Raw genomic sequence first — 13,107 nt, 5'->3', positions numbered from 1 at the left:
TCTCGGTGATCTTCACACCGAGCCCACCCTCTTCCGTCTCAATCAGTTCGCCTCTGGCAATCAGCTTGTCGTCGACCATGAGGCTGACAGGGTCCTCGATCCGGGACGCCAGCGCGACGACCGAGTCCGGCCGCAGGTCGAGAATTTCAGACACGCTGAGGCGTTTCTGCCCGATGGAAACCGTCACGTTCACCGGGATGCTGTAGACCGACCGATGGAACTTGTTGGCCACCGTGTCTTCACGGCGTTCGGTGATTTCCTCTTCCGTGTCCGACGACACGACTTCTGGATTGGCCATGCTGACTACCCCTCTGTAACCGGATTTCTGGATCGAAGCTGGCCGAGACAGGACTCAAGCAGGCCCGCAAAATCAAAATCGAGCCCGCCTGCGCCCCAGGACACCGACACGCGGTCGCCGCCCGGCGCTTCATCTTCATGGACTGTGCAGATGGCCGACAGCCGCTCGGAGCGCGCGATAATCTCGCGCAGCGATTCCGCTAGCGCACTCTCGGCACGGATCTCGACGGTCGCGGCCGTCTTCGGCAGGAGCTCCGGCAGGTGCCGGGCGATCTCCTCGGCCAGGAAGTCTTTCGACAGGGCCGGAAACAGCGTCTCGGCCATGGCGACGATCGTCTCCATGGTCTGCGTTTCCGCCTCTGCCCGTGTCTGTTCGATGGTTTCGGTCAGCGAACCGAGCGTTGCCTCGAGCGCCTGGAGCTGGCGGTTGAGCGCTTCGCGGGCGAGCGCATCGCCGTCCGGCTCGGCCTCTTCGACGGGCTCAGCGGGCGCCGGGTCCGGCGCGGCCACCTTGCGCAAGGATGCCGCCGCAGCGTTCGCCCCGCCATTCAGCCGGTCGAAGCGGGGAAGATTGGCAAAGAGGGCCTCACTCATTCACGGCCACCTTGCGGTCTTCATCCAGCCATGACTGCAGCAGCGCGGCCGTCTCATCCTGACGCTCGCGGGTATAATCCTTCAGGAAGTCGAACGGGTCGGTCCCCTCGTCACCGGAGACGATTTCGCCATCGATGCTCTGGGTCGGCACAAGCTCCGTGGAAGTGGCGCCGGCTTTCTGCGTCAGCAGGGGGCGGATGACACCGAAGCCGAGCGCGACCACGACAAGCCCGAGCAGCCCGGCCTGCACGGCCGACCAGAGATGGCGCTCGATCAGCGTCTCGACCATGCCCGGCGCCTCGACCATTTCGGGCGCGGGCACCTCCTGGAAGGGCATCAGCTCGACCGTCAGCTTGTCGCCACGCTCGGTATCCAGGCCGGCGCCCGACAGGATCAGGGCTTCGAAATCATTGATGATGCCCTGCGAGATCGTGCCGGCATTGGCCGAGGCCGGGTCGATATCGAGCGCGCCCTGATTGAGCAGAACGGCCACCGAGACCTTCTCGATCTCGCCGGGCAGCATTTCCGTTTCGGTGCGCCGCTCATTGACCTCGTAAGACACGCTTTCGGACGAATTCCGGATGGTGCTGGAGCTGCCCCCACCCTGACCTTCGCCGGCCGGCAAATTGCTGGCCACCGAGACGCTGGCATTGCTGCCATTCGAGGTTTCGCTGGAATCGTTGATCGAGCGGTTGCGCACAACCCGCGATTCCGGATCGTAGGTGACTTCCGACACACGCTGGCGCTGACGGGTGACATCCACGCTGACGGAGACGCGCGCATTGCCGGGGCCGACCCGCGCTTCGAGCAGACGCATGATCTTGCTTTCGATCTGGCCGGCCTTGTCTTCGGCCACGACGGTCGGCTGCTGGGCCTTCTCGACATCGGGCCCGGCAATCATGCCCTTGGCCGGGTCGATCACGGCGACATCTTCGGCGGCCAGGCCGGAGACGGCCAGCGCGACCATGTACTGGATGGCCTGAGCCTGTTGCGGGGTCAGGTCGTGGGCAGCCGAAACGGAAACGGACGCCGTCTGCGGCGGGCCGGAGCGGGTAAAGCCCGATTGCAGGCTGGCGCCAATATGCACGCGCGCCGACTGCACGCCCGGAATGGCCAGGATGGTCCGCGTCAGCTCGCCTTCCTTCGCCTGCCAGTATTTCGCGTTGTACATTTCCGAGGTGACGGAGAAGCCGTTCACATCGTCGAGTAACTCATAGCCCTTCACCGATTGCTGCGGCAGGCCGTCCTTGGCGAGCGCAAAGCGCACTTCGTCGCGGTCTCCGCGCGGGATGAAGATCGATTCGCCCTTGATTTCATAGTTGATGCCGCGCTTGTCGAGCTCCTCGATGACCTCGCCGGCATTAACCGGCTCAAGTCCCGAATAGAGCAGCGCCATGGGCTCCTTCACGGTGCCGCGCACCAGCATGGTCATTGCCAGCACGACGCCGAGAACAGCACCCGCAAGCGCGAGTTGCCGTGTCAGGGACAGCCCTTTCAGCGTCTCGATAAACTTCATGGAGAATTCAGCCCCGCTCCAAATATGTATCTACCCTCAATGGTTAATTTTTCCCGCAAAATTATTAACGCTTCCTTTACCCCGTAACGATTACAGCAGCGTTAGAACGAATAGCTTTCATGAGGGGGCTCATGGCTGCCCAATCCGAGACGGAAAACGCCGCGTCTGAAGAAACCTCTGGTGGCGGCATGATGAAATTCGTGCTGCTGGCCGTGGTCTCTGCGGGCATTTCCTTTGCCATGATGTTCCTGCTGACACCCTCGGTGACGGCCGAATCCACCGCGTGCACACCGGCCGCAACACAGGCCGCGACGAGCACGGCGCCGCTTGCCAGGGAAGACCAGTCCTATGTCGCGCTGGAAGAAATCCTGATCACGATCGGCAACGAACCCGCCACGCGGTATGTGAAGATCAAGACCTCTATCATTGCCCGGAAGGGCAGTGAAAACACGGTCAAGAAGGCCGAACCGATGCTGACTGATGCCTTTGTCAGCTATCTGCGCTCGGTCGAACTGGAAGACTTCGAAACCGCCGGTTTTTATCCGCGCCTGCGTGAACAGCTGGCCCGGCGGGCGGAACTTGTTCTCGGCGGGGATGTCTCCGGCGGCGTGCTCATAACCGAATTCCTGCTGAGGTAATCAGATGATGGTGCAACCCACCGATATCGCGCTTTTCCTGGTCTCGTTTGCCGCCTGCATCTATTGCATCGTGCTCAGCCGCCGGCTGAAAGCCCTGCAGGATACGCGCGACGGACTCGGCGCAACGATCATGGCGCTGTCGAAATCCATCTCCGCCATGTCCTCTGCCACGAACGAGACGCGCACGCAGGCCGGTGAGCTTGCCACCCGGCTCGGCAAGCACATGAAGGATGCCGACCAGATGTGCACGCGCCTGTCGGAGCTCACGGCCTCTCTCGACGAAAGCCAGGCCCGCGCGGTCCAGAACACGCAGGCCGCCGAAGCGGAACTCAAGTCGAGCATGGCCGAGCTGCTGCACCAGTCGCGCGAACGCTCGCGCGAGATGAAAGCGCTGATGAAAGAGATGAAAGCGCTCGGCACTGAAAGCATGAACCGGAATCGCAATGCCGACTTCCTGTTCGAAGAAGACGATCCCGATCTTGTCGAAAGAACCCTGTAATCCCCATGGCAGGTAACACCCGAACCCACGTGCTCCTGACGCTCGGCGCCCTGTTCACCATCGGCGGCGCGACGCGCATTATTCCGCACACCTTTGCCACGGCCGAGGAGAGCCCGCAGGCCAGCCAGCAGCCGGCCCCTGCCGCCTCGTCCAGCGAGACCGTCCAGCCAGCTTCATATGAGATTCCGCAAAGCGGTGTGCCGGAGCAGGTCTGCTTCACCGGCGAGGAAGCCGCCGCCCTGACCGCCGACCGGAAAGCCTTCGACGAACGCTCCGAAGCGCTCCAGGACCAGGAACTCTCCATCCAGGCGCGCCGGCAGAAACTCGACGAACAGGCCGAGGAGCTGAAAGCGCTTCAGGCCACGCTCGACCAGCGCTGGAAGAAGATGGAGGCCGAGGCCGGACAGGATCTCGACCATCTCGCCCAGATGTACGGCGCCATGAAACCGGACCAGGCCGCAGCCATCTTCGACCAGATGGATCCGGGCTTTGCCGCCGGCTTCCTGCGGCTCATTCCGAGCGATCAGGCCGGCGCGATCCTGGCCGGCATGGACTCCAACAAGGCCTATGTCGTCAGCCTCAAATTGGCGAGCATGAATGGGGATATCCGGGCCGCGTCCGCCCAGCAGTAAACGCCTCAGGCGTGGGCCAGACAGGCTGCTTTGAGCAGGCCGACCAGATCCCTGACTTCGCCGCGCGTCACCGCCATCGCTTCGGCGCGGGCATCCTCATCGATCCCGGCCCGCATGGCCTCACCGATGCTGGCGCAGACCGCGCTCGAGGATGGCCGTGTATCCGATATCAGGAAGTCCTGCCGGCCGACCGTGCTGAAGAAACCGTCCATCTTGCTGTCCCATCCCAGGCCAACATGCGGGACACCATAGGAATAGGCCACGATGGCTGCGTGCAGGCGGTGCGCGACGAGCCCGTCGAACGATCCGATCAGATGAGCGAGCTCCGCCGGACGGGTCAGCGTCCGGGCCGGGCGGATCCGTCCGGACGCGCGCAGCATGCCTTCCGCTCCGGCGAAGACGAAGTCGGCAAACACATGGTCGTCATGCGCGCCATTGGTGAACAGCTGCACATCGTACCCGTCGGCGACAAGCGCCTCGCAGAGCCAGATGAAGAAGTCCCGCCATTCCCGCTTGCCATAGGTCTTCTCATCGGCATGCAGGTTGAGCGTGCTCGGATTGGTGATCCCGACCCCGATCAGGGGGCGTTTGCGCCGCGAGCCGCGGGCCGGGCCATAGACCTGACGGGCAAGCATGCCAGGGTCATGGACGGTCCGGATATCGTCGGCGGCAAAATTCTTGCGCCAGCGCGAGACTGAAATCTCGTCGCGCAGGCGGGTGCAGACGAGGCCCTTGCCGAAAGCCTTGTCGAAAAGGGCATGGCCTTCTTCGCTGAAACAGCCACCGACACCGGCCCCGTAAACGCCGACCTGGACGTTTCTCTGGCGCGCCTGGCTGACGGCGGCGGAAATCTTCAGCGGGAAGTTCAGGTCCGCATCGGCGATGAGCTGGCCGCCCCCGATAAGGGCCGCATCCGCGCCTTTCAGCGCATTGTCATAATGCTCGCGCAGCCGGGTGCGGATCATGTGTTTGAGCATATACTCGACAAACTGGCGCCGGACAGGCTTGGGCAGCCGGTCGAGCACAGCATAGACCGTGCGGCGCGACTGATTGATGCCATCCCCGAAAGCCGTGCGCCCGGCAAGGTCGCAGCTGACAGCCGAAATCGTCGGGTCCGCCTCGCGCAGCGCCCATTCAAGACATTCCGCAATGATCCCGTCGCCAAGATTTGGCGAGAATTTCACGTTTAGCAGAACGAGTTTCAATCAGATCACCTTCACCGGCTTTCCATAAGCCCACTCAAAACTTGTGCCGATCCGGCCTCAAAGATGCCGAATGTATTCGGGCGACAGTTTGCCGCTCAGCAAATGGCGGAAGGCCAGCCAGTTGCCCTTGGTGCGGCCCCAGCGGTCGACCCAGGGTTCTGGCCGCAACGTCTTGGCATGATTGGCAAGCAGGTTGCGGCTGATCAGCCTGAGCGCCGTGGCGCGGCGCAGGGTGCCCTTCTCCACGAGGTAGAGCGGGTTGGCGACCTGCGAATAGCCGAGCCGCACGCCCGGCGAACGGGCCGACTTCACGCCGCAATGGATCCCGGCAAAGGCGTTCGTGCGCACCAGATCGCCCCGCGCCATAATCCGGTTGGCAAAATCGACATCCTCGAGCCAGGCATAATAGGGCAAGGTCTCGTCAAACCGTGTCTCGCCGATCGCGCTGGCCCGGTAGGCCATGTTGCAGCCGTAGAGCCCCTCAAGCTTTTCGAGAATGACCGGCTCGGGCCGCGGGCACTCGTCATAGGCGCGCACCCGCTGACAGGCTTCCTTATAGCCGATACCCGGCCCCTTGATGCCATCGGCGATCAGATGGCCGGTAATGCCGGCAATCTCCGGATGGGCCTCGAAAAACGCTTCGATGCCTTCGAGCGCATATCTCGACGGCACATAATCGTCGTCGAAAAAGACGATGTAATCGGCGTCGCCCGCCAGGGCGTCGAGCGCCCGGTTGCGCTGGTTGCACAGGCCCTTTTCGCCTTCGACCACGCGAATATGCTCACCGGAAAGGTCAGCCTCGCCGGGCAGGTCCTGCGGGCCTGTGACCGACAGGACGATCGTGTCGGCCGGCCGGCTCTGCCCGGCGAGCGCGTCCAGCGCCTCGCGGACGGTTTCCGGGCGGCCGAGCGATGCGATGACCACTGCCAGTCTTGGACGAGCCTGCTCCATAGGCCTTGTTCCCACGCCTGAGATATTAACTTCAAATCAGCAGGGACGATGCAAGTCTGTTGCCATTGGGGCAGGCCCGGATGGTGCGAAGTTTGCAGCCTCTCCCTTCATTTTCGGGACAGTGCATTTGGCCGGTATCGAGCGCATCACCATCATCCACGACCGTGTCGAGGCCCGGGGCGGCGCGACCGGCCTGGCCCGGCTGTGCGCGCTGGAATACCGCAAGCTGGGCCTTCCCGTCACCTTCCTGACCGGCGAGGACGGCGATGCGGAGCTGGAAGCCGCCGGCGTCGAGATCATCGGCCTCGGCCAGCAGGGCCTGCGCACCGCCGGCACGCTGACAGCCTTGCGCAAGGGTCTGCACAACAGCGAGGCCGCGTATCTGGTCGCCAGCTGGATCGAGGCGAACGACACGCCGGGCACCGTGTATCACCTGCACAACTGGGCGCAGATCCTCTCGCCGGCCGTCTTCGGCGCCCTTCGGGCGGTGGAAGCCCGCACCGTCGTCTCCTGCCACGACTTCTTCAATATCTGCCCGAATGGCGGGCTTCTGAACTTCCCCAAAGGCACGGTCTGCCATCTCAAAGCGATGTCGTCCGCCTGCTGGATGAGCCAGTGCGACCGGCAGAGCCCGGTGCACAAATACTGGCGCATGATCCGCCAGCTTCACCTGCGCAACCGCGCCGGCTTCCCGGAAAGCGCCATGACTTTCGTCTGCCTCAACAAGGGGATGGAGGATGTGATGCGCGAGGCCGGCTTCGACGCACCCAACCTCACTCATATTCCTAATCCGGCACAGGCCTATACGCCTGAGCGCATCCCGGCAGAAGAGAACGATGCGTTCCTTTTTGTCGGGCGCCTCAATCGCGAGAAAGGCGCCGATCTGGCCGCCGAGGCCGCCCACCGGGCCGGTGTGCAGCTCATCATGGTGGGCGAAGGCGAGCTCGCCGCGCCGCTATCGCAGCGCTATCCGGAGATCGACTTTCCGGGCTTTTGCAGCCGCGCACAGATTGCCGAGTTTGCCAGCAAGGCGCGCGCCCTCATCGTGCCCGGACGCTGGCGCGAACCTTACGGTCTGGTGATCGCCGATGCCGCACTGAGCGGCCTGCCCGTCATCCTCTCCGCTCCCAGCACGCTTTCGGGCGACATTGCCCGCCGCGACATGGGGACAGTCTTCGACCCGGCTGAAGCGGGCGCGCTTGAAGCCACACTCAGGGCCCTGTCCGAAGACGACACAGCCATCGCCCGGTTCAGCCACAATGCCCATAGCCGCGCCGGGGAGATCTGCAACACGCCCGAGTCCTGGGCGGCAAGCTTCATCGAGCTGTTCGAGACAAAACTGGGACTCGCCCGCTAACCGGGTTTGCCCCTAGACTGCCAGCGGGTTCGCCGCAGAAAACCGGGCGCCCCAAAACGAAACGAGACGCAAGCACCATGGACGACAAGGACACAAACACCGACAAGAGCGCGCTTGAAGCGCTCGACCGCTTCCTTGAGGAGTTGCGGCGGGAATTTGCGAGCAATCCCGCTTTCGCCCACCGGGCCGTGCGGGCGCTGGGGGCCAATGTCGTCTTCGATGCCGGACAGGCCGCCGACCTCCTCAACCCGGTCGAGCTGGTCGACAGCCAGTCGGAAGAGGATGCCAGGCGCACGCTGCAGGCACTGTCGGTGCCCGATCTCAAAAAGGTCGCGAAATCCTCAAGGCTGGCGACGCCGACAGACCTTTCGCGCAAGAGCAAGGACGATATCGTCGCCCTGATCCTGAAGCGCGCAAAGCTGCGTCTGGAGTCGCGGCGCTCCGGCGCCTGAGCGTCCTGCCACGGACAAAAGAAAAGGCCGGCGCCACATCCAGGCGCCGGCCTCTTTTTTATCGCTGCCTTCGGGCTCAGCCCTGTGTGTAATACTTCGCGTAGGACTTGTAGCCGGAGTGGCCATAGCCCTGACGGTGATACTTGTTCGTATCGACACGGTTGATGACGACGCCGGCGATCCGGGCGCGGAATTCCCGCAGGATGGAGAGCGTCTGTTTCAAGGCGGCACGGTTGGTCTTGAGCCAGCGCGAGACGATAACGACCTGGTCGACCTTGCTGGTCAGCACGCGGGTCTCTGCCAGCAGGAGAAGCGGGCCGGTATCGACGATGATGAAGTCGTACTCGTCTTCCAGCTGCTCCATGAGCTGGTCGAAGGCCTTGGAGCCGAACACGTCGCGCGGGGTATGGCGCGAGGCCGTCAGCGGCAGGATATGCAGGCCGGTTTCCTCGTCCACCTGGACGGCTTCCTCGACGGTGCATTCGCCGAACAGGCATTCCAGGAAGCCGCGCTCCGGGTCTTCGTCCATGACGACAGCCGAGAGGCGCCGGCGGCGGAAGTCCCCGTCGATGATCAGCGTCTTGGTGCCGGACATGGCCGACATCAGGCCAAGGCCCTGTGTCATCGTCGTCTTGCCCTCATCGGGCTGCGAGGAGGTGATGGCCACCGTCTTCACAGGCGAGTCGAGGTCGGCGAACATGATCGACGCCCTGAGGTTCCGGAAGCTTTCGGCATAGGCCGAGGTCGGATTCTCGATCAGATAGGCGCGCGGGTCCTTCTTGGCCGTGCCGGTCAGGCGCGGGAAGTTGCCCAGGAATGGCACACGGAAGTGCTCCTCGATCTCGTCACCGCTCGCGATCTGGCTGTTGAGCGCTTCGGCCGCGATGACCGAGCCGACGCCGAGCATCAGGCCCAGGACGATGCCGATGGCGAGGTTGAGAGAGGTCTTCGGGAAGGACGGACCGCGCGGCACCGGGGCCGACGACAGCAGGCGCGCATCCGGCTCGGCCAGCCCTTCGGAGTCGTTGGTCTGTTTGAAGCGGGCGAGGAATGCCTCATAGATCGAGCGCGAGGCTTCGGCGTTACGCTCAAGCTCACGCAGGCGCACGCTGGCCTGGTTGTTCTGTGCCAGGGTGGAACGCATGCGCCCCAGGTTGGATTCCAAGCTGTTCACGCGCTTGCGGGCAATCGCGACGTCGCCTTCGATGTTCGACACGATCCGGCGCAGCTCGATCTGGATCTGCTCGCGGATATTGGCTTCTTCCTTGTTGATCCGCTCGATCTCGGGGTGCTTCGGCCCGTAGCGGTTCTGCAGGTCGGCGCGCTCGCGCAGGATCTCGGCCTGCTGGTTGCGCAGTTCGGAGATGACCGGCGAATTCATTGCCTGGCCGCTAACCTCGGCCGACAGGCCCTGCTGGGCGAGCTCGCGCACCGTGTCCAGCCGGGCTTCAGCTTCGGCGAGTTCGGCACGCTGCACGATGAGCTGCGCATTGAGGTCGCTCATCTGCTGTTCGTTCAGCGTATTGGTGCCGGCGCTGATGAGGCCGGACTGCGCCCGGTAGGTCTCAACGGCGGCTTCGGCAGCGTTCACTTCGTTGCGAAGCTCCGACAGCCGGTCCTCGAGCCAGGCATTGGCGCGGCGGGTGGCGTCGAATTTCGCGTCGAGCTGCTCGACGAAATACTGGTCGACAATCTTGTTGGCGATGGCCGCGGCCAGTTCCGGATCATGGCTGTTGGCGTAGATCTGGATGCCGTAGGTTGTCCCAATACGGCGCGCCGAGGTTTTCGCCAGGAGCTCTGAAACGACCAGTTCCATCTCCTTGGTTTCCTCGTCGGCCGGGCTGGCGGCACTGCCCGGCGTGGGCTGCGGATCCTTGGTGAGCCAGTCCTTGATCTGGCCCTTTACCGAAGCCATCAGGCTCGGCTCGCGCAGCATCGGATTGAATTCCGGATACTTGGTGAGGTTCAGCTGGCGCACCACCTTTTCGGCAAGCGAACGCGAGCGGATGATCTCCACTTCCGTATCGACCACGGTCGATTCCGGCGGCAGGCCGGACATCACCGAGCCGATATCGACCACCGTCTTGTCGCGGGAGTCGATGATGACCGACGCGCTGGTACTGTACACCGGTGTCGCCTGGAAGGTGTAGACCGCAACCGCCAGAAAGACGGACACAACCACGAAGAGGAACAGCGCCAGACGCCGGCGCAGGGCCCGCAGGGCCTGCTTCGGGTCTGTAATTTTCTCGTCTCCGGCCCCGGATTCCGAAAAATAATAGGGCCGGTTGGCGTAGCGGGAATCTATCGGAAGCTGACTGTTCACGGGCAAAGGTCCATCTGGGCGGTTGCGGGATGCGGCACTAATGAGTGTGGCCTGTCATCACGGACGCAAAGTCAATGCCAGCAGCAACCGGTTGTCGGTGAACGGCTGAAGATTGGAGTCCTGGTCCGTGTATTGATAGGTAACATCGACCGCCACATTGCGGTTGAGTTTCCACGTGGCCCCAGCCCCGAGACGGATACGGTCATCATCCCGGTTGACTGTTTCAAAGTCGTACCCGGCATAATCGATTTCAGCATTGATCAGCAGATTGCGGCGCAGCTCGTGATCGGCCCGCAGGGTCACGCCGGTCAGCGTGGCGCCTGCCGAGTCCTGCAGACCCGGATCGATCACGCGGCGGGTCGCCGTGCCCGAAATGGTCGTCAGCTGCGTGACGAACCAGCTCGCATTGGCCTCGACCGACAGACCGTCGATATCGTTGAAGGCCGCGTCGTCATATTCATACTGGTGATAGCCGACCGCCACATCGCCGCGGATGAGGACGGGCAGCTCGAAATTCACACCCGCGCGCACTGTCGTGCCCGTGGAGTCGCGGTTCAGCGCGCCCGGCGTATCCGGCGTGTCGTATTCACGGTCGGTCACGACGCCTTCGGCGAACACCGCCCAGTCGCGGCGCGGTGCATAGGACACCCGCACATTGGCGCTGGTATCGTCGCGGTCGCGGAAATCCTGGTCGAGCAGGCCGCCGCCGTTCAGCGGGACGTCCTTATAATCATAGCTGTCATAGGAAAGACGGCCACGCAGGCGCACACGGCCCGTTTCATAATCGGCCCCGGTCTCGCCGCCAAAGCGGTTAACCTCGACCGGCTCGGCCGCGGCCGGATTGCTGGCGGCAGCGGAGCGCGGCTCATAGGTCTCTTCGGCCAGCGCGGCGCCAACAATGCTGAAGCGCGAATTCGCGTCGATCCGGCCAAAGGCGCGGGCGCGAAGATCGGTGGTCGATTCAGACCCGGTGTCGGCATATTCCGTCGCCTCGGCCGACACGGACGCGCCCAGCTGGTGGCGCGACCAGGTGGACACCACGTCCATGGACGGCGCAATCAGGAAGAAGGTGTCGTCGACCTCGTTGGTGGAGGAGGCAAACAGGTTGCTTCTCTGGCCAACGCCGGTTCGAAGCTCGGGTGTGGCCTCGAAGGCGCCAAGCCGGATCGGAATCGGATCGTATTCCGGCTGCGCCCGTTCGGTCACGGAAACATAGCGGTTGCGCTCAAAAAAGCTTTCCTGAGCATCGGCCTGTGCTGCGCCAAGGATGGATGCCGTAACAGCAGCCGCAGACAGGAAAAGCGAAGTCTTTGTCATTTTCGGTGTCCCCAATCGTCACTATACAGGCATCTACAAGCAATGCAGATACCAATTCGTGAATCTGCATTGCCCGATTTGCCTAATGTGCTGTTTCGGGTGCGCCGGCGGCTGCGGAAGGCCGGGGCCGCAGGACCTTACGAACTATAGTCCGACGTTGTTTTCACCGAAGAGCTGGCCGGCGGGGGTGTCCCGTTTTTCAGGAGGTCGAACGTGCCGTCCGACGGCCCCGAGGCCTGACCCGATCCTTCCGGCGACTGGCCATAACCCATGCCGGTCGGACGGTTGGAAAGGCCCAGCTGCGCCATGAAGGCAGCCGGATCGGATTCGGAAAGACTGACCAGCACGGAGGCCTGGTTGGCCAGCTGGCCACAGACGCCTTCATGCCCCTGGAGGAAGACGAACATGTCGACCGCCTCGTTGAAGGTCAGTGTCTGCATGCCGTCCACGGCGTGGCGGACTTGCATCGACATCGGTTCAACGGCGTCGCAATCGATCTGGTCTTCCAGGGTGAGGCCATAGACCTCGATATTGGAATAAGAATGGTCCGTGCCCGTGCTTGCCGGCGATGCGACGGCCGGAAGCGCAAAAGCAAGTGCTGCGAAAATTACAGGTTTCATGCCTGTCCCCTTTGTTTCAGCTCCCCCGAGCCTTCGTTACGTTAGCGTAACAAGCTGCCGAATGCACGCATTTTTTCTGACACAATCTGTAGAAGCGGCGTCAGAAAAAGCGTTCCACGACCCTGATGGTATCGCCCGGCTCCACGCGTGTGGTCGGCTTCAGTTCCACCTTGGCCTCTTCCTCATCGTCGATCCCCTTGATGAGAACGTATTTCTGGTTCGCCCTGTAGGTGAATCCTTCCGCCGTCGCGATCGCGTTCAGAACGGTCAGGCCGCTCGAATACGGATATTCGCCGGGCGTGTTCACCTCGCCGAGAATGTAATAGGGGCGGTAGTTCACGACTTCGGCGCTGACGCGCGGCTCGCGCAGATAACCATCGCCCAGGCGTTTTTCGGCCAGACGCTGGAATTCGCGCACCGTCAGGCCGTCCACCTTGATTTCGCCCGCCAGGGGAAGCGACAGAAAGCCCTGACCGTCGACCACAAACTCCCCGGAGAGCTCCGGTTCGCCGTAGACAGTCACCTTCAAACGGTCGGAACTGCCGAGCCTGTATTGTGTAATTGTCCGCTCGACTGTTGCACCAGGGACACTCCCCGAGGCCTCTTGCGTAGCGCTGCGCTCTCCCATCGGCGCCGACTGGCAGGCCGCGAGGGTCACAGAAAGGATAAGGCAGGCGAAGAAAGTCCGTATGGTCGTCAGCATCTT

General features: G+C 62.9%; 14 protein-coding genes. 5 read left to right on the top strand and 9 right to left on the bottom strand.

From position 1 onward, the window contains the following. From B8784_RS01400 to fliF, 3 genes are all read right to left on the bottom strand, one after another. The coding region (locus B8784_RS01400; protein ID WP_084395832.1) for a FliM/FliN family flagellar motor switch protein at positions 1 to 298 on the bottom strand (298 nt) is incomplete at its 3' end. Positions 299 to 303: 5 nt separating this feature from the next. Then, positions 304 to 891, bottom strand: a complete 588-nt coding sequence (locus B8784_RS01395; RefSeq protein WP_084395831.1) for a hypothetical protein — start codon at positions 889 to 891, stop codon at positions 304 to 306. After that, a complete protein-coding gene (gene fliF / locus B8784_RS01390) occupies positions 884 to 2,407 on the bottom strand; it encodes a flagellar basal-body MS-ring/collar protein FliF (RefSeq protein WP_084395830.1) in 1,524 nt (507 codons plus the stop codon). The genes B8784_RS01395 and fliF overlap by 8 nt, the downstream gene beginning before the upstream one ends. A 131-nt stretch (positions 2,408 to 2,538) precedes the next feature. On the opposite strand from fliF, the gene B8784_RS01385 reads away from it, so the two are divergent. Genes B8784_RS01385 through B8784_RS01375 form a run of 3 tightly spaced genes read left to right on the top strand, consistent with a single transcriptional unit; the run spans position 2,539 to position 4,176 of the window. Further along, positions 2,539 to 3,045, top strand: coding sequence for a flagellar basal body-associated FliL family protein (locus tag B8784_RS01385; protein ID WP_158085539.1), 507 nt, complete (start codon positions 2,539 to 2,541; stop codon positions 3,043 to 3,045). 4 nt (positions 3,046 to 3,049) lie between these two features. Next, positions 3,050 to 3,544 (top strand): DUF6468 domain-containing protein, encoded by a 495-nt coding sequence (locus B8784_RS01380; RefSeq protein WP_084395828.1) that lies wholly within the window; start codon positions 3,050 to 3,052, stop codon positions 3,542 to 3,544. A gap of 5 nt (positions 3,545 to 3,549) precedes the next feature. After that, positions 3,550 to 4,176 carry a MotE family protein gene (locus B8784_RS01375; protein WP_084395827.1) on the top strand — a complete coding sequence of 209 codons (627 nt, stop codon included), beginning with the start codon at positions 3,550 to 3,552 and terminating at the stop codon, positions 4,174 to 4,176. A gap of 5 nt (positions 4,177 to 4,181) precedes the next feature. Here B8784_RS01375 and B8784_RS01370 read toward each other — a convergent pair whose 3' ends face one another. Both B8784_RS01370 and B8784_RS01365 read right to left on the bottom strand, forming a co-directional pair. Further along, the gene (locus B8784_RS01370) at positions 4,182 to 5,381 is read right to left on the bottom strand and encodes a polysaccharide pyruvyl transferase family protein (RefSeq protein ID WP_084395826.1); all 1,200 of its coding nucleotides are present in this window, start codon (positions 5,379 to 5,381) and stop codon (positions 4,182 to 4,184) included. A gap of 57 nt (positions 5,382 to 5,438) precedes the next feature. After that, positions 5,439 to 6,332: a glycosyltransferase family 2 protein gene (locus B8784_RS01365; RefSeq protein ID WP_084395825.1), complete on the bottom strand. Its 894-nt coding sequence runs from the start codon at positions 6,330 to 6,332 to the stop codon at positions 5,439 to 5,441. A gap of 127 nt (positions 6,333 to 6,459) precedes the next feature. Here B8784_RS01365 and B8784_RS01360 point away from each other — a divergent pair, with 127 nt between their 5' ends. Further along, positions 6,460 to 7,689: a glycosyltransferase gene (locus B8784_RS01360; RefSeq protein WP_158085538.1), complete on the top strand. Its 1,230-nt coding sequence runs from the start codon at positions 6,460 to 6,462 to the stop codon at positions 7,687 to 7,689. 77 nt (positions 7,690 to 7,766) lie between these two features. After that, positions 7,767 to 8,141 carry a hypothetical protein gene (locus tag B8784_RS01355; RefSeq protein WP_084395823.1) on the top strand — a complete coding sequence of 125 codons (375 nt, stop codon included), beginning with the start codon at positions 7,767 to 7,769 and terminating at the stop codon, positions 8,139 to 8,141. 76 nt (positions 8,142 to 8,217) lie between these two features. Here the strand turns inward: B8784_RS01355 and B8784_RS01350 are convergent, their stop codons facing one another. From B8784_RS01350 to B8784_RS01335, 4 genes are all read right to left on the bottom strand, one after another. Then, positions 8,218 to 10,464 (bottom strand): GumC family protein, encoded by a 2,247-nt coding sequence (locus B8784_RS01350; protein ID WP_143435241.1) that lies wholly within the window; start codon positions 10,462 to 10,464, stop codon positions 8,218 to 8,220. Between the two features lie 57 nt (positions 10,465 to 10,521). Further along, the gene (locus B8784_RS01345; protein WP_084395821.1) at positions 10,522 to 11,781 is read right to left on the bottom strand and encodes an outer membrane beta-barrel protein; all 1,260 of its coding nucleotides are present in this window, start codon (positions 11,779 to 11,781) and stop codon (positions 10,522 to 10,524) included. A 137-nt stretch (positions 11,782 to 11,918) separates the two neighbouring features. After that, positions 11,919 to 12,401 (bottom strand): hypothetical protein, encoded by a 483-nt coding sequence (locus tag B8784_RS01340; protein WP_084395820.1) that lies wholly within the window; start codon positions 12,399 to 12,401, stop codon positions 11,919 to 11,921. Positions 12,402 to 12,501: 100 nt separating this feature from the next. After that, the gene (locus tag B8784_RS01335; RefSeq protein ID WP_084395819.1) at positions 12,502 to 13,104 is read right to left on the bottom strand and encodes a polysaccharide biosynthesis/export family protein; all 603 of its coding nucleotides are present in this window, start codon (positions 13,102 to 13,104) and stop codon (positions 12,502 to 12,504) included. Between the last annotated feature and the right edge of the window lie 3 nt (positions 13,105 to 13,107).

The organism is Henriciella aquimarina (assembly GCF_002088975.1).
GTDB lineage: Bacteria > Pseudomonadota > Alphaproteobacteria > Caulobacterales > Hyphomonadaceae > Henriciella > Henriciella aquimarina.
The sequence above is the reverse complement of the archived record's forward strand: the minus strand, read 5'-3'. Positions and strand labels throughout refer to the sequence as shown.